A 15144-nucleotide genomic window follows, 5' to 3' on the forward strand; every position below is an offset into this window, starting at 1 on the left:
CGCGCATTCGTGATCTAGCCGGGTTTGGCAATCCGCATCGCTTGCGCCAGATTATGCCCATGATCACAAGACGCTCGCTCCTCGCCGCCTCGACGGCCATGCTCGCCACCGGCGCCCTGACGGGCCGCCCGCGAGCGCAATCGCTTTCCGATCTCGAAACCGCTGGCGACAGGTTCGACCAGTTGCATTCGCTGCAGGTGATGCAAGGCGACAAGATCCTCTTTGAACGCGCCTTTCGCGGCCCCGGGCTGGACCGGCTCGCCAATATCAAGAGCTGCTCCAAGAGCATCGTGGCCTTGCTGCTGGGCAGCGCCATCGACTACGGCGCGGTGACGGGTGTCGAGGCGACGCTGGGTGAGGTCGCACCCGCGCTGATCCCTTCCGGGGCGGATCCGCGCGTGGCCGAGATCACGCTCGAAGACCTCGTGACCCTGCGCGCCGGGCTGGAGCGCACCTCGGGCGCGAATTACGGCGAATGGGTTTCTTCGCGGAACTGGGTGGCCAATGCCCTCTCTCGCCCCATGGTGGCCCGGCCCGGTGGGCGGATGCTCTATTCCACAGGATCGACCCATATTCTGGGCGCGGCGCTGGCGGAGGCCACCGGCGACAGCCTGCTTGCGCAGGCCCGGGCAACACTTGGGCGTCCGCTTGGCATTGAGATTCCGCCCTGGACCCGGGACCCGCAGGGCTACTATCTCGGCGGCAACGAAATGGCGCTGACGCCGCGTGCGATGCTGCGCATCGCGCAGGTCATGCGCGACGGTGGCCGATACAACGGGGCGCAGGTCATCCCGGAAAGCTGGATGCAGGCCAGCTTGCGCGCCCGCACCCGGTCGCCCTTCTCTGGCATGGGATATGGCTATGGCTGGTTCCTCACCGACACGGGCTATGTGCTGGCCCGCGGTTATGGCGGTCAGGTTATCGCGGCCCATCCCAAGCGCGGGCTTGCGGTCGCGCTGACCTCCGACCCGCTGCGCCCTGCCCGTTCCGGCGGGTATTTCGGCGATATCGAGGCCCTACTGAACGGGCCGATCCTTGCTCTTGCCTGAAAGCGCTGGCAGAGTGAGCGCATGAGCAACGTCGTCAATCTCAACCAGTTCCGCAAGACCAAGGCCCGCAAGGAAAAGAAACAGCGGTCCGAAGAAAATGTGGCAAAGTACGGCCGGACCAAGGCCGAGCGGCAGGCCGAGGCCGATGCCAGCGAACGTGCGACGCGGCTGCTCGAAGATCACCGGCGGGAAACGGACGAAAGCGCCGAGGAATGAACAACCGCCCGGTCAAGCGCTCGCTGACCCTGAAAGGCCACCGCACCAGCGTCTCGCTAGAAGACGATTTCTGGTCCGCCTTTCGCGAAATTGCTGCCGCCGAGGACAAGCCGATCAACCTGCTGGCCGCCGAGATCGATGCCGAACGCGGGGTCGATTGCGGGCTGGCCTCGGCGATCCGGCTCTACGTGCTGCGTCACTTCCGAAGCCGCGCTTAACCCGATCTTTACGGTTCGCGTGGCACCACGGAGAGATGAGCGAAACTTTGATTCAAATCGATGCGGATCGCTGGATTTCACAGCTGTTCAGCTCGCAGACCGCCTGCGAGGGCGGCGTGGTCCGGCGACGCACGCGGGATGTGAAGCTCTTCGTCGGGCTGGACCGACTTCGCCACGAAGTCGACCGGCGCGGGTACCGGGCGGTCGAAAACGGCCGCCATATCGTGATCTTCTGCAATAGCGAGCCGATTACCCGGCTCTGACCCGCCGAAGGACCAAATTTCTGAACCAGAAATTTGCCCAGTAATTCCTATTTCCGTGGGTCAGCGCCGCTTCAGCTTCAGTCGGATCCCATCCTGCGCCCGCACTGTCAGATGCGCCACCGGCACGGGCTGGTCTTCCCCAATGACCTCGAAACGAAATTCCCGCACCAGCATCGACAGGATCAGCGGGCCTTCCATCATCGCAAAGCCCGCCCCCGGACAGACCCTCGCCCCGGCCGAAAAGGGGATGAAAGCCTCGCGATGACACTGCCGTCCATTCTCCCCATGCCAGCGCGCGGGATCGAAGCCGTCAGGGTTGTCCCACAGCCGCTCGTGCCGGTGAAGGTGCCACGGGCTGAGCACGATCTGCGCGCCGGTCGGTACGTCGCGCCCGCGCATCTCATGCGGGCAGGACGCCTCGCGCACCATCATCGGCACCGGCGGGTACAGACGCAGCGCCTCGCGGAACACGTCCCGCGACAGCCTAAGCGCATTGATAGCGGCGAAACCCTCGCCCATGCCCGCAGCCTCTTGTGCCACCCGCTCCTGCCAGGCGGGATAAAGCGCGAGCAGATAAAGCGACCAGGCAAGCGCCGAGGCGCTGGTTTCATGCCCGGCGAGAAAAAAGATCGCGACCTGATCGACCATTTCCTCGCGTGAGAAGCACTGCCCGGTCTCTGGGTCGGGCATGGTCATGATCTTGGTCGCAAGGTCATCGGGCGCACGGCTCTCGCGGATTTCAGCCTCGCGTGCCGCCACCAGCGCCGCGATCAATGCCCTGATCTCCCGCGCCGCCTGCCGGGTCGCGCGGCGATGCAAGCGCGGCACCCAAGTCGGCAGAGGCACAAAGGCGGCAAGGTTCAGGATCGGCTGGCTGCGCTGGTAGGCGCGAAAACGGTCGAACACCTGCGCGGCGATCTCGTGGTCGATAGGAATGGAGAAAAGCGTTCGAAAGATCACATCCGCCGCCGCATGGCTGGTGACCGCCTCGATCTCGGTCTCGCCCGGTTTGAGACGTGCGACTGCCGCCCGCGCCGCATCTTGCATCGCCGGAAAGGTATCGCGCAGCCTGCCACCTTCAAAGGCCGGATCAATAATCCGCCGCTGCCGCTTCCATGTCTCACCATTGCTCAGGAAAACCGAATTGCCAAGCAAGGGCCGCAGTCCTTCTCCGATCCTATCGGATTTCGGGAAATCCCCGGGCCGTTCCTTCAACACCAGCCGCACCAGTTCCGGCTGGTTTACCAGATACGACCGGAAAAACGGTGTGCGGAACTCGGCCATCCAGGCGCGGTAGAGCTTTGCCGGTTGCGCCGAGAGGATGTCGCGCCGGAACAGGCGCAGATAGCGCCAGAACGAAACCTTGTCGGCACGCGAAGCGGGTTTCGGCGGCATCATGGACCGGACACCGATCGATAGCCCGAGACCGGCGTTTCAATGCGCGAGGCCGAAGGCGCGCGCCCGGCGAACCGCGTCGCCAGTCGTTGCGGACCGGCGGTGATGCGGAAGTAATCATAGTCGCCCGGACGGTCGAAGGCGCAGAGATACTGGAAATGCAGCCGAAAAAACCGCCAGCGCAGTTCCCTCCATTTCTCGGGGCTGAGCGTCTGGGTGAAAGCGGCTGAAATCACCAGCGGTCCGCGTCTGCCGGGCGGCGCCACCCCGCTCACCGCCACCGGGTCGCACAAGGCAAAGGCGCAGCCATCGCCGGGGGCCGTCACATCCACCCATGTCACCCGTTCCGAGGCCGAGAGGTCGCGGAGATCCCGGCGCAGCCGGTCCGCGGCGGGCAGGAAAGACATCATCGGCACCACATGCCCCAGCGACAGGAAGGACAGCGCCGGGCCGTTGTCCGGCACGCGGCCCGCGCGCAAGAGGTCCGCAAGGATCGACACCGCCAGATGCGCGCCGGAGGAATGGCCGACAACCAGAACCTCCTCCGCCCCGCCCTGCAACGCCTCTGCGATCGTATCCCCCATTTCCGCCATGCGCTCTTCCAGCTCGGCCGGATTGGCACCGCGCCAGCGTGCTGAAAACGCATAGTCGTGCATGAGGTAATAGGCGAAATACCGGCCATCGCGTTTCTTGAACCAGCGCAGGATCAGCCCCGCTACCAACAGGCCGGGCAATGCGGCCAGCACTACGGCGTAAGGGGCAATCAGATGAAACACCCCCAGCCCCGTCAGCACGGCCACCAGCGCCTGTACCAGCAGAAAGCCAACCGGATAGAGAGCCGCGATCACCGGCCCTTTCCGAAGCCGCATCATCCGCCACAGAGCACCGGTCGAAAGGTAAACCCATGCCGTGCGCGCCAGTTGCAGATAGGTGCCGGGGATCGACCCGGTCATGCTGTCGCGCACGATGTCGGACCAGACCAGCACCTCGACATCGGCACTGACCGCCGCGCCCTCGATCTGCGCCGCGACGTGCCAGCCATAGGCCCCGCCCACCCGCTTGGGGCTCAGGGCAAGCTCGTAACCCGAAATCGCCGCCTGTGCCGCGCCCTCCTTGCGGTAAAGCTCGCGGTAGCGGCGTGGGTGGATCGGGTCGTAGCCGGGGATGTAGAATACATGCCGATGCCGCACCTGATCCGCGCCGGAAATAGACTGCTCGGGCGTCACCTGTTCTTCGGCCATTCTGTCTCCATCTTACTGCGAGAAAGCTTAACGGGGATTTTCCCCGAGCGTAAGATGTCAGCCCAGTCTCGCCAGAGAGGGGAAGGTTTCGAGCAACCACCACGAGAACATGCTGAACGCTCCGGTCACCAGCGCGAGCCCGACGAGGATCAGAAGACCGCCCATCACCTTTTCGATCAGGCCCATGTGACGTTTCAGCCGGTTCATCACCACCATGGAGCGGGTCAGGAACATCGCCGCCAGCAGGAAAGGAATGCCAAGCCCGGCCGCATAGATACCCAAAAGCACCGTTCCCCGCGTCAGAGAGGCCTCTGAAGCGGCGAGAGACAGGATCGCGCCGAGCTGCGGGCCGATGCAGGGTGTCCAGCCAAAGGCAAAGGCCAGCCCGAGGATATACGCCCCGAAAGACGACCCGCCCGCGTCCCCTGCATCCATGCGGGCCTCGCGGTCGAGGAAAGGAATGCGAAAGACGTTCAGGAAATGCAGGCCAAAGATGATGACCACGACCCCGGAGATCCGCGCGAACAGCTCCTGGTTCTTCAGGAAGAACGCCCCAAAGGCCGAGGCTGTGAAGCCGAGCAGCAGGAAGACAGTACTGAGGCCCAGAACAAAGAACAGCGCCGCGATGATCGCCTTGCGCCGCCCGGCCCGGTCATCCTGCATATCGTTCAGCGTCACCCCGCTCATATATGCAAGATACGGCGGCACGATCGGCAGCACGCAGGGCGACAGAAAGCTGATGATACCGGCGACGAGTGCCACGATCATCGCGGGCGCAAGGCCGGCATCTATGATTTCAATTCCGAACATGTACATGGTCTTAGGGCATTCACCCGACCGGGTCACGCCCCCTCCCCATGGCAGATGGTCACATCCCTGTGGACAGGCTGAAACATCGCGATTATCCCGAAGGCATGACTGAGATCGCCGATACGCTGGACGCCAACGGGCTGCTTTGCCCCCTTCCCGTCCTTAAGGCCCGCAAGCGCCTGCAACCGCTGGCGCCGGGTGCCGTTCTGAAAGTGCTAGCCGACGATCCGGCCGCGATCATCGACATGCCGCATTTCTGCGCCGAGGCCGGTCACGCGCTGATCTCGCAAGAGGAGCAGGACGGCCAGCAGATCTACCTCATCCGCAAGGGCGGCTAGGCGTCCGTCGAGACTGACGAACGACAGCGGCAAAGAAAAACCCCGGCACATCGGCCGGGGTTTTCCGTTTTTCAGAACTGTTGCCCAGGTCAGCTGCCCAGCGACCACCAGCCGCGCCGCTTGGGCTTGTTCGGCTCGTCTTTTTCCGGCTCGGAATCGCCGTTGGCAGCAACCGGTTCCGGCTCTTTGGGCGTCTCGGCCACAGGGGCCGGGCTCGCCGTCTTGGTCTCGGGCGCAGCAGCAGGCTCTGGCGCGGTCTCCGTCGCTGGGGTCGCCTCGACCGCCGGCTCGGGTTTTTCTTCGGCGACCGGCTCGGGTTGTTCCTCTGGCGCAGGCGCTTCCGGCTCGGCGGGGGTTTCCGCCGCCGCTGCTTCCGCAGGGGCCTCGGCTACAGGTTCCGCCGCCGCGTCTTCCGCGACCGGTGCTTCGGCCTCGGCCTCAACAGGTGCCGCTTTCTTGCGGGACCGGCTGCGCTTGGGCTTGGGCTTTTCCTGAAGCGCTTCGGCTTCGGTCACGTCTTCCGAAACGCTTGCATCCGCGCTGGTGGTTTCCTCGGCGGCCGTCTCCGCTTCCTTCGGCTTGGAGCGGGATCTGGACCGGCTGCGCGACCGCGTTTTCGGCTTGGGCTTATCCTCGGTCGCGGTCTCGGCTTCGGCGTCAGCTTCAGCAGTTTCTACACTCGCCTCTGCCGTGGCTTCAGCCATTGCAGGCTCGGGCTTGTTTTCCTCACCGGACTGCTCGTCGGACTTGTCGCCCTCGGAGTCGCCATTGTCGTTCGATTGGTCCTGCTCGTTCGAATCGCCGTTCGACTTGCCGCCACGACGCCGCCGACGACGACGCTTGCGCTTGGGCTTGTTCTCACCATCCCCGTTATCCGACGGCGTGCTGTCCGCCGACCCGGATCCGGTATCCTCGTCTTCGCTCTCGCTTACGTCCTCATTCGCGTCGATCTGGTCCATGATCGAGGTATCGACCGAAACCACCGGCGCCGCGACAGGGATCGCGCGGGTCGCTGTCTTGAACTTTTCAAGCGAGAAATCGGGGCTGACCAGATGCGGGTCGCCTTCGATGCGCACGGACAGACCATAGCGCGCCTCGATCTGGGCGATATGTTCGCGTTTCTGGTTCATCAGGAAGTTCGCGATACCGACCGGGCACTTCACCAGCACCTCGCGTGAGCGGCGACGCACGCCTTCTTCCTCGATCTGGCGCAGGATCGACAAGGCCATGTTGTCGTCCGAGCGGATCAGGCCGGTGCCGTGGCAGGCCGGGCAAGGCTGGGTCGTCGCCTCGATCATGCCGGGACGCAGACGCTGACGGCTCATCTCCATCAGGCCGAAACCGCTGATCCGGCCCACCTGAATGCGGGCGCGGTCGGTCTTCAGCTTGTCTTTCATCTTCTTTTCGACGGCAGCGTTGTTCTTGCGCTCGTCCATGTCGATAAAGTCAATGACGATGAGACCGGCAAGGTCACGCAGGCGCAACTGGCGGGCGACCTCCTCGGCGGCTTCAAGGTTGGTCTTGAGCGCGGTCTCCTCGATCGAGCCTTCCTTGGTGGCGCGACCCGAGTTCACGTCGATGGCCACCAGCGCTTCGGTCACGCCAATCACGATGTAACCACCGGATTTCAGCTGAACGGTCGGGTTGAACATCCCGCCCAGATAGCTTTCGACTTGGTAGCGCGCGAAAAGCGGCATCTGCTCGTTATAGAGCTTCACGTTCTTCGCGTGGGACGGCATGATCATCTTCATGAAGTCCTTGGCGATGCGATAGCCGCGCTCGCCCTCGACAAAAACCTCGTCGATATCGCGGTTATAGAGATCGCGGATCGACCGCTTGATTAGGTCACCCTCTTCGTAGATCCGGGCCGGCGCGATGGATTTCAGCGTCAGCTCGCGGATCTGCTCCCAGAGCCGTTGCAGGTATTCATAGTCGCGCTTGATCTCGGCCTTGGTCCGCTTGGCACCGGCGGTGCGAACGATCAGGCCCGCGCCGGTTGGCACGTCGATCTCGGCGGCGATTTCCTTGAGCTTCTTGCGGTCGGCAGCATTGGTGATCTTGCGCGAAATGCCACCGCCACGGGCGGTGTTCGGCATCAGCACGCAGTACCGGCCTGCAAGCGAAAGATAGGTGGTCAGCGCCGCGCCCTTGTTGCCACGCTCTTCCTTGACGACCTGAACCAGCAGCACCTGCCGGACCTTGATGACTTCCTGGATCTTGTAGCGACGCGGGCGCGGTTTGCGTACCGGGCGGAGATCTTCGGCGTCATCCTCTTCGGCGACGGATTCGATGGTGTCGTCTTTGTCCGCCGCGTCTGCGCCGTCCTCGTCATCGCCATCGTCATGCTGATCGTCGTCCTGATCGGAATCGTCTTGATCCGTATCGGGCTGATCGCTGTCTTCGGGTTCTTCGACCGGCGTTTCGGCGACGCGTTCCATCGGCGAGGACCCTTCGGGCACCCCGTCCGCGGCATCCACCGCTTCCGCCATGTCATCGCTCAGGTCGATGGTCTCCATCCCGCTGATTTCGCCCTCGACCTCTTTGGTCTCGACGGCATCCTTTGGGGTGGTTTCCTCGCTCTTGGAGCGCGAACGCGAGCGGGATTTTCTTGACTTGGGCTTTGCGGCCTCGGCCTCATCCTTGGCACGCTGAGCCTCGGCATAGGCGCGTTCTTCCTCCATCAGGGCCTGACGGTCGGCGACGGGGATCTGGTAATAGTCCGGATGAATCTCGGAAAAGGCGAGGAAACCGTGCCGGTTGCCGCCGTAATCGACAAAGGCCGCCTGAAGCGACGGTTCGACCCGTGTTACCTTTGCGAGGTATATGTTGCCAGCAAGCTGGCGTTTATTTTCGGATTCAAAGTCAAACTCCTCAACCTTGTTTCCGTCGACCACCACAACGCGGGTTTCTTCCGCGTGGGTGGCATCGATAAGCATTTTCTTGGCCATGTGTCCTTGATGCACGACCGCAACCGCGCCCGACCTGGCGGACGAGCGCGTTTGGGGTGGTGTCTTGAAAGGGCGATTTTGGACGCGGCGCGGCAGGGTCTGGCGCCTGGCCTACCCGACTGATTGATCAGTGCTCGCTCGCGCGTCATCGCGGTTCTTCTCCGACAGGCCGGGATGTCCCGTTACCTGCCCATTCTTTCCTTCGCCGCTTTACTTGCAACGAAGGTACTCCACTGATCCTTGGAAGGATCAAATCAGCCTGCCGGGAAACTGGAGGGATTTTTGTCCAGCACCGCTTCCCAAGCAGCGAAACTCTCTCCGGTCCGGCGTGGAAACGCGCGAAACCGTTTGTCTACTTAATGCCATGACGCGGTGAAAGACAATGGTCAACTTGGTTAAGCGACCGCAAATACGGAAACACGCCTCTTGGTTGAGCAACGCCCCGCGCCCCAAACAGCGCGAGGCGGTCTCCGGCTAGAGCCCGTAGAGCGCGCCGAACTTCGCTTCGAGATAGTCGAGAAGCGGTGCTTCGGAGACCGGCGCACCGGTCGCCTTTTCAATGACCTTGCGCGGTTCATACAGGCCGCCGTGCCGCTGGACGTTCTCGCGCAGCCAGCTCGTGGCCCCCAGCGTATCACCCGCCGAAAGCTGGTCGTCGAGCAGCGGCACCGCCTCGCGCAGCGCGTGATGCAGGCAGCCCGCGTAGACATTGCCAAGGCTGTAGGTCGGGAAATACCCGAACAAGCCCACTGACCAGTGCACATCCTGAAGGCATCCGTTCGAGGGCTGATCGACCGCATAGCCGAAATCGGCTTTGAACCGGTCGTTCCACGCGGCCTCGAGGTTGGCGACCTGCAGATCGCCCGACATCAGTGCCCGTTCCAGATCGAAACGCAGCATGATGTGGAGGTTGTACTGCACCTCATCGGATTCCGTGCGGATATAGCCGTTGTGGACCCGGTTCACCGCGCCAAAGAACTCAACCGCCGAATTGATACCGATATTGCCGTAGACGTCACGCATCTCTTCAAACAGCCAGCCGGTAAAGGCGCGCGAACGGCCAAGCTGGTTCTCGTAGATCCGGCTCTGGCTTTCATGCACGCCCATCGAGGCTCCGTGTCCGATCGGGGTCAGCGCATAGGCATCGTCGATGCTTTGCTCATAGGCCGCATGTCCGACCTCGTGGATCGTCGAATAGATGCAGTTGAACGGGTCAGACGGGTTGGTGCGCGTGGTGATCCGCACATCCATGCCGCTGCCCGAGCTGAACGGATGCACCGCCTTGTCCACGCGGCCCCGGTTCATGTCATAACCAAAGGTGCGGGCCAGTTTTCGGGCCAGACGCATCTGCACCTTTTCATCGTACATCCCGGTCAGCCCCTTGGGCGCGGGCTTGTCCAGCACCGCCGCGCGCAAGTCTACCAGACGGGGGCGCATCGCGTCGAACAGCGTTGCGATCTCGGCCCCGGTGATGCCCGGTTCGTAATCGTCGAGCATTGCGTCATAAAGCGTCCCACCCGCCGCCAGCGCCGCGCCTTCTTCGCGCTTCAGCTCGACGACGCGTTCCAGCACCGGCAAGAACGCCGAAACGTCCTCGTCCGCCCGTGCCGCCGCCCATTTGCCCTGTGCCTCGGAGGTGACCTGCGCCAGTTCCTTGGCCAGTCGCGCGGGCACCTTGTTGGCCCTTTCGAACGCCCGGCGGATTTCACGCAGCTGCGCCGCGCCGACCTCGTCAGGGGCCTCGGCTTTTTCCAGCCAGTCGCCGACCTCGGGCGCGGACCGGCGTGCGTGCAGCACGGATTCGATCGCTGCCATCTCGGCTCCCCGCTGCGCGGCTGCGCCGCGCGGCATGACAGTTTCCTGATCCCAGCCCAGACGCCCGGCAATCTCGCCAAGCGCCGTGGTATCGCGGGCATAGCTCATCAGCTCTTCAAATGCGCTCATTTCGCGCCTCCTTTGGTATTGCCCCGGATCGACGTGACCACCGGGTAGGCCGACAGGTAGCGCGCACGCAGGATCAGTGACCAGAGAACGACCGCCATGAACTGGTGCAGGATCGCAACCTGCACTGGTGCCGCGTAAAGAACGGTCACGATGCCCAGCAACATCTGGATGATCAGCGCCGCAAACACCGCGTTAAAGGCGAACCACGTCGCCGTGTGGGCGCTGCGCCGTCCGCGCAGCCAGACCACCACGCCAAAAGCAAACAGCAGGTAGCCGACGATACGGTGGATGAACTGCACGAGCCCCGGGCTTTCAAAGAAATTCCGCCACATCTGCGGTTCCGGGAAAGCATTCGGCGGAAAAAACTGCCCGGCCATCATCGGCCAGTCGTTATAGGTCCGGCCCGCGTCGATCCCCGCCACTAGCGCCCCGATAAGGATTTGCAGAAACGCGAAATGCAAAAGCCCGGTCGCCATGCCGAACTGTTTTGCTTCCTTGGCACGGCGCGCCTGCATCAGGTCACGCTCGCTGCGGCCCAGCAGGTAGACATACCACGCGATAAACCCGAGGATCACGAAAGCCAGTCCCAGATGCGTCGCCAGCCGGTAGCTTGCGACCGAGGTGATGCCCTCGCCCTGCGTTATACCCGAATGCACCATCCACCAGCCGATCACGCCCTGAAGCCCGCCCAGCGCGCCGATCAGCAGCAGCCGGCCGGTCCAGCCCGCCGGGATCTGGCGCGCGGCAAGAAAGCCGAGAAAGCCCAGCGCCCAAACAAGGCCGATAGCGCGGCCAAGCTGACGATGACCCCATTCCCACCAGTAGATCTGTTTAAAGTCCGACAGCTCCATCCAGCTGTGCTGAATACGGAACTGGTCGATCTGCTGGTATTTCTCGAATTCCGACTGCCACTCGGCCTCGTTCATCGGCGGCAGGGCGCCGGAGACGGGGCGCCATTCGGTAATCGACAACCCGCTGTCGGTGAGCCGGGTCAGTCCGCCCACGGCGATCATCACCACGACCAGTGCAAACAGCACCATCAGCCATGCCCGGATGCCACGGCGCGCGCCGGTGCGGGTCTTGCCGCTGCTGGTCTTGTCGATCAGCCCGGTCTGGGCTTCGGGTCGCTTGTCGCCGGTTTCGGAAACTTCTTCGAAGATGCTGCGCTTTGAGCTCATCTTGTCCTCATGCGTCATTCGGGCGGGAACCTAAGCCGCAAGTGCCCAAGGGTCCAGCGTGATCAATCGCCGCGCTCTTTCCAGCGCACCATCTGCCGCATGATCCCGTGCAGCATGCGCACATCCACCTGCGTCAGCGGCATCCGCGACCAGAGATTGCGCAGGTTCATCTTCATCGAGGCGGCCTTGTGTTCGGGAAAGAAGAACCCCGCCTGCTCGAGACGTTCCTCAAAATGATCGCCCAGCGCCGCGATTTCGTGGCCTTCGGCCCAGTCGGTCTTGCCCAGCGGCGTCGTCTCATGAGTGACCGCGCCGCTCTGGCGCATCCACTCGTAGCTCATCAAGAGCGTGCATTGCGCAAGGTTAAGCGAGGCAAATTCCGGGTTCACCGGCACCGAGATAATCGCATTGGCGCGCGCGATCTCTTCGTTTTCCATACCCGCACGTTCAGGGCCGAACAGAACGGCGACCTTTTCACCCTCTCCGATCCGGCGCGCCGCCTCCTGCATCGCGCGTTCCGGACTGAACACCGGCTTGGTCAGCCCGCGCGGCCTTGCGGTGGTCGCCAGCACATAGGTGCAGTCGGCAAGCGCCTCGGGAAAGGAGTCGAATATCTGCGCCTCGTCCAGCAGGCGCCCTGCCCCGCTTGCCATCACCACGGCCTTTTCGTTCGGCCAGCCGTCACGTGGCGCGACGATCCGCATCCGGTCGAGCCCGAAGTTCCACATCGCCCGGGCGGCGGCACCGATATTCTCGCCCATCTGCGGGCGCACCAGCACGAATGATGGCTGCGGTTGGTCAGTTGGCATAAAGGGTTCCCGTAAAAGCTGGGCCGTCCTCTAGTCCCTGCCGTGCATTTGGGCAACCCGTGCAGGCGAAACCGGTTTGCATCACGGTGTGAATTCGCTAGACGAGGTCAATCACGAACCGAGGAATACGGCCATGACCGCGCCCGAGCAGCCGCAAATATACCTGATCACCCCACCGACCTTTGAACTGAGCCATTTCCCTGACCAGCTTGCCGAAGTTCTGGACGAGGTCGAGATCGCCTGCGTCCGCCTTGCACTCGCCAGCCGCGACGAGGATGCACTGGGCCGCGCGGCAGATGCGCTGCGCGAGGTCACCCATGCACGCGACGTGGCGCTGGTGATTTCCGATCACGTGGTTCTGGCCGAACGGCATGGTCTTGACGGTGTACACCTGAGCGACGCGGCCCGGTCGGTCCGTTCCGCGCGCAAGACGCTTGGGCCGGATGCGATTGTCGGCAGTTTCTGCGCCGCCTCGCGCCACGATGGCATGACCGCGGGCGAAGCCGGGGCGGATTACGTCTGTTTCGGTCCAGTGGGCGAAACGACCCTGAATGATGGCACCCGCGCCGAGGCCGAGCTGTTCCAGTGGTGGTCGGAGATGATCGAAATCCCCGTGGTCGCCGAGGGCGCGCTGACCGATGAGCTGATGCGCAGCCTTGCGCCCGCCACCGATTTCTTTGGCATTGGAGACGAGATCTGGTCGAGCGACCAGCCCCTTGCCCGGCTGAACCAGCTCATATCGGCGATGGGTTAAAGAAACACCCGTTCGACAAACCAATAGGCGCCGATCACCGCGATCACGCAGGAGGCCGGCACCGCGATCCGCGACCGGTACCACGGCTTGTCCCGGAACCAGAAGCCGACCAGCAGAAAGGCAATGGCGATCACCGTCAGTTGCCCGATCTCGACGCCCACGTTGAACCCCAGAAGCGCGGGCACGAACTGCGCCTGCGGAAGACCGAATTCCGCCAGCACGCTGGCAAAGCCCAGCCCGTGCAACAGCCCGAAGCCGAACACGATCACGGGCCGCCAGCGGTGCAGCTTGCTAGTCAGGACGTTCTCGACCGCCACATAGGTGATCGAGGCCGCGATCAACGGCTCGACAATCGATCCCGGCACAGACACAAGACCCAGCGCGCCCAGCGCCAGCGTGACCGTATGGGCAAGGGTAAAGGCGCTGATCTGCCAGAGCAGCGGCCCCAGCCGGGTCGACAGAAAGAACAGGCCCAGCACGAAGAGAATATGATCCAGCCCCTTGGGCAAGATGTGATCGAAGCCCACCGGGACGTAGGCGGTGAAAGCTTCAAGCGGTCCACCGGCAAATCCGCCCGCCACGGCAATGGCCTCGCTATAGCCACCGCCCTCGATGAAACCGGTATAGGGATCTTCGACGCCCTGCTGGCGCAACCCCAGATCACCCGAGCCCACCGGCCAGCCGACGATGATGGTCTGGGTCCCCTCGGGCAGGTCCCCCGTCACCGTCAGGATCGAGCTGCGCGCGTATTGCGGGTCCGCCACCTCGGGGATGTCGAACCCATCGGCTGACAGGATGACCGGTTCATCCCCGTCGGCCAGCACGGTGAGGGATGCAAGCCAGGCCTCGACCCAGGTCTGCGCCTCGGCCTCAAGCTCTTTTGGCGGCAACCGGCGCAGGGTCTCGAAACGCTCGGCCTCGCTGGCGTTATTGGTATCCTGGACCTCGTCCAGATCGATCCCGGCCAGAAACGCCTCGAGGTTCATGCGCAACTCAAGCGTAAGCACCCCCTCCTCGACGGTCAGATCACCGATGGTCGGCGTCACCTCATGCGCGGCCCCGCCCGAGGGCAGCATGAACCACAGGCTTGACAGGATCATCGCAAAGGTCAGTTTGATCCGGGTGAGCAGCAGAGGTATTTCCATGTGTCGCGGCATCCTGACTCTGTCGGCATTCATATGGCTTGTGTCGAGTTTTCAAACTCTTGCACATGAGTTCTGGATAGAACCAGAGGAATATCAAATCCAGCCCCGCGCGCCCCTATCCGCCGATTTACGGAACGGTCAGGAATTCGAAGGCATCAATCTTCCCTATTTCAACCGGAACACCGAACGGTTCGAGATGATCCGCGAGGGTCACAGCGAACCTGTCACCTCGCGCATGGGCAACATCCCCGCGCTTGAGACCACTGCCGGTGAACCGGGCTTGCTTGTCCTTCTGCACGAAACCGCCCCCGCCACCCTGACTTATGACGACTGGGACACATTCGCACGCTTCATCGCGCATAAGGACTTTGGCGACATCGAATCCCGTCATACGGCGCGTGGTCTGCCCCGCGTAGGGTTCCGCGAGATCTACCGCCGTTTTGCCAAGGCGCTGGTGGCCGTGGGTGACGCGAGCGGGTCAGATAGCGCGAGCGGAATGGAAACGGAATTCATCGCCCTCACCAACCCCTATACCAGTACCGATGACACGATCACTGTCCAGCTGCTCTATCAGGATGCGCCCCGCCGGGATGCGCAGGTCGAGGTGTTTGCCAAGGCCCCCGATGACACCGTCACGACTACCTATCTGCGGACCGATGAGAACGGCGAGGTCACCGTGCCGCTGACCCCGGGTCATCGCTATCTGCTGGACGCCGTGGTGCTGCGAGAAGCGCCGCAGGGATCGGAAGCGGTGTGGGAATCGCTCTGGGCTGCGTTAACCTTTGCGCGTCCCTGATACGGCTCTGCCTTGCCAGTGGCCCTGATTATGGGCAGAA

At 63.1% G+C, this 15144-nt stretch carries 15 protein-coding genes; 7 read left to right on the plus strand and 8 right to left on the minus strand.

Features of this window, described 5'->3' with window-relative positions:
- The first annotated feature begins 59 nt into the window (after positions 1-59).
- Genes MF268_RS00195 through MF268_RS00210 form a run of 4 tightly spaced genes read left to right on the plus strand, consistent with a single transcriptional unit; the run spans position 60 to position 1746 of the window.
- Positions 60-1049 (plus strand): serine hydrolase domain-containing protein, encoded by a 990-nt coding sequence (locus MF268_RS00195; protein WP_238368905.1) that lies wholly within the window; start codon positions 60-62, stop codon positions 1047-1049.
- A gap of 21 nt (positions 1050-1070) precedes the next feature.
- Positions 1071-1265 carry a DUF4169 family protein gene (locus MF268_RS00200; RefSeq protein WP_238368906.1) on the plus strand — a complete coding sequence of 65 codons (195 nt, stop codon included), beginning with the start codon at positions 1071-1073 and terminating at the stop codon, positions 1263-1265.
- Complete coding sequence (locus tag MF268_RS00205) at positions 1262-1483, plus strand: ribbon-helix-helix domain-containing protein (protein ID WP_088634961.1); 222 nt, start codon at positions 1262-1264, stop codon at positions 1481-1483. The genes MF268_RS00200 and MF268_RS00205 overlap by 4 nt, the downstream gene beginning before the upstream one ends.
- A 35-nt stretch (positions 1484-1518) precedes the next feature.
- Positions 1519-1746, plus strand: a complete 228-nt coding sequence (locus tag MF268_RS00210; protein WP_238368907.1) for an N-(5'-phosphoribosyl)anthranilate isomerase — start codon at positions 1519-1521, stop codon at positions 1744-1746.
- A gap of 60 nt (positions 1747-1806) precedes the next feature.
- Here the strand turns inward: MF268_RS00210 and MF268_RS00215 are convergent, their stop codons facing one another.
- From MF268_RS00215 to MF268_RS00225, 3 genes are read right to left on the minus strand one after another with little or no spacing between them, the layout of a single operon-like run.
- Positions 1807-3144 carry a cytochrome P450 gene (locus MF268_RS00215; protein ID WP_238368908.1) on the minus strand — a complete coding sequence of 446 codons (1338 nt, stop codon included), beginning with the start codon at positions 3142-3144 and terminating at the stop codon, positions 1807-1809.
- Complete coding sequence (locus tag MF268_RS00220) at positions 3141-4382, minus strand: hypothetical protein (protein WP_238368909.1); 1242 nt, start codon at positions 4380-4382, stop codon at positions 3141-3143. Before MF268_RS00220 ends, MF268_RS00215 begins: the two co-directional genes overlap by 4 nt.
- Positions 4383-4439: 57 nt before the next feature.
- Positions 4440-5192 (minus strand): cytochrome c biogenesis CcdA family protein, encoded by a 753-nt coding sequence (locus MF268_RS00225; protein ID WP_238368910.1) that lies wholly within the window; start codon positions 5190-5192, stop codon positions 4440-4442.
- 104 nt (positions 5193-5296) lie between these two features.
- On the opposite strand from MF268_RS00225, the gene MF268_RS00230 reads away from it, so the two are divergent.
- On the plus strand, positions 5297-5530 hold the full coding sequence (locus MF268_RS00230) for a sulfurtransferase TusA family protein (protein WP_238369525.1): 234 nt from the start codon (positions 5297-5299) through the stop codon (positions 5528-5530).
- Between the two features lie 89 nt (positions 5531-5619).
- On the opposite strand, the gene MF268_RS00235 is transcribed toward MF268_RS00230, so the two are convergent.
- From MF268_RS00235 to MF268_RS00250, 4 genes are all read right to left on the minus strand, one after another.
- On the minus strand, positions 5620-8478 hold the full coding sequence (locus tag MF268_RS00235; protein WP_238368911.1) for an Rne/Rng family ribonuclease: 2859 nt from the start codon (positions 8476-8478) through the stop codon (positions 5620-5622).
- A 474-nt stretch (positions 8479-8952) separates the two neighbouring features.
- Positions 8953-10422, minus strand: coding sequence for a carboxypeptidase M32 (locus tag MF268_RS00240; RefSeq protein ID WP_238368912.1), 1470 nt, complete (start codon positions 10420-10422; stop codon positions 8953-8955).
- Positions 10419-11600 carry a heme A synthase gene (ctaA, locus tag MF268_RS00245; protein ID WP_238368913.1) on the minus strand — a complete coding sequence of 394 codons (1182 nt, stop codon included), beginning with the start codon at positions 11598-11600 and terminating at the stop codon, positions 10419-10421. Before ctaA ends, MF268_RS00240 begins: the two co-directional genes overlap by 4 nt.
- A 62-nt stretch (positions 11601-11662) precedes the next feature.
- Positions 11663-12409, minus strand: coding sequence for an RNA methyltransferase (locus MF268_RS00250; RefSeq protein ID WP_238368914.1), 747 nt, complete (start codon positions 12407-12409; stop codon positions 11663-11665).
- Positions 12410-12542: 133 nt separating this feature from the next.
- On the opposite strand from MF268_RS00250, the gene MF268_RS00255 reads away from it, so the two are divergent.
- Positions 12543-13163 carry a thiamine phosphate synthase gene (locus tag MF268_RS00255; protein ID WP_238368915.1) on the plus strand — a complete coding sequence of 207 codons (621 nt, stop codon included), beginning with the start codon at positions 12543-12545 and terminating at the stop codon, positions 13161-13163.
- Here the strand turns inward: MF268_RS00255 and MF268_RS00260 are convergent.
- The gene (locus tag MF268_RS00260) at positions 13160-14308 is read right to left on the minus strand and encodes a HupE/UreJ family protein (RefSeq protein WP_420485403.1); all 1149 of its coding nucleotides are present in this window, start codon (positions 14306-14308) and stop codon (positions 13160-13162) included. The genes MF268_RS00255 and MF268_RS00260 overlap by 4 nt on opposite strands.
- Here MF268_RS00260 and MF268_RS00265 point away from each other — a divergent pair.
- Entirely contained in the window at positions 14307-15104 is a 798-nt protein-coding gene (locus MF268_RS00265; protein WP_238368916.1) for a DUF4198 domain-containing protein, read from the plus strand. The two genes, MF268_RS00260 and MF268_RS00265, sit on opposite strands and share 2 nt — an antisense overlap.
- Positions 15105-15144: the final 40 nt, after the last annotated feature.

It is taken from the genome of Heliomarina baculiformis, assembly GCF_019966545.1.
Classification (GTDB): domain Bacteria; phylum Pseudomonadota; class Alphaproteobacteria; order Rhodobacterales; family Rhodobacteraceae; genus Heliomarina; species Heliomarina baculiformis.

Coding starts and splice junctions, on each gene's coding strand:
- MF268_RS00195 (WP_238368905.1), top strand. CDS start 60: ATGATCACAAGACGCTCGCTCCTCGCCGCCTCGACGGCCATGCTCGCC.
- MF268_RS00200 (WP_238368906.1), top strand. CDS start 1,071: ATGAGCAACGTCGTCAATCTCAACCAGTTCCGCAAGACCAAGGCCCGC.
- MF268_RS00205 (WP_088634961.1), top strand. CDS start 1,262: ATGAACAACCGCCCGGTCAAGCGCTCGCTGACCCTGAAAGGCCACCGC.
- MF268_RS00210 (WP_238368907.1), top strand. CDS start 1,519: ATGAGCGAAACTTTGATTCAAATCGATGCGGATCGCTGGATTTCACAG.
- MF268_RS00215 (WP_238368908.1), bottom strand. CDS start 3,144: ATGATGCCGCCGAAACCCGCTTCGCGTGCCGACAAGGTTTCGTTCTGG.
- MF268_RS00220 (WP_238368909.1), bottom strand. CDS start 4,382: ATGGCCGAAGAACAGGTGACGCCCGAGCAGTCTATTTCCGGCGCGGAT.
- MF268_RS00225 (WP_238368910.1), bottom strand. CDS start 5,192: ATGTTCGGAATTGAAATCATAGATGCCGGCCTTGCGCCCGCGATGATC.
- MF268_RS00230 (WP_238369525.1), top strand. CDS start 5,297: ATGACTGAGATCGCCGATACGCTGGACGCCAACGGGCTGCTTTGCCCC.
- MF268_RS00235 (WP_238368911.1), bottom strand. CDS start 8,478: ATGGCCAAGAAAATGCTTATCGATGCCACCCACGCGGAAGAAACCCGC.
- MF268_RS00240 (WP_238368912.1), bottom strand. CDS start 10,422: ATGAGCGCATTTGAAGAGCTGATGAGCTATGCCCGCGATACCACGGCG.
- ctaA (WP_238368913.1), bottom strand. CDS start 11,600: ATGAGCTCAAAGCGCAGCATCTTCGAAGAAGTTTCCGAAACCGGCGAC.
- MF268_RS00250 (WP_238368914.1), bottom strand. CDS start 12,409: ATGCCAACTGACCAACCGCAGCCATCATTCGTGCTGGTGCGCCCGCAG.
- MF268_RS00255 (WP_238368915.1), top strand. CDS start 12,543: ATGACCGCGCCCGAGCAGCCGCAAATATACCTGATCACCCCACCGACC.
- MF268_RS00265 (WP_238368916.1), top strand. CDS start 14,307: ATGTGTCGCGGCATCCTGACTCTGTCGGCATTCATATGGCTTGTGTCG.
- MF268_RS00260 (WP_420485403.1), bottom strand. CDS start 14,308: ATGGAAATACCTCTGCTGCTCACCCGGATCAAACTGACCTTTGCGATG.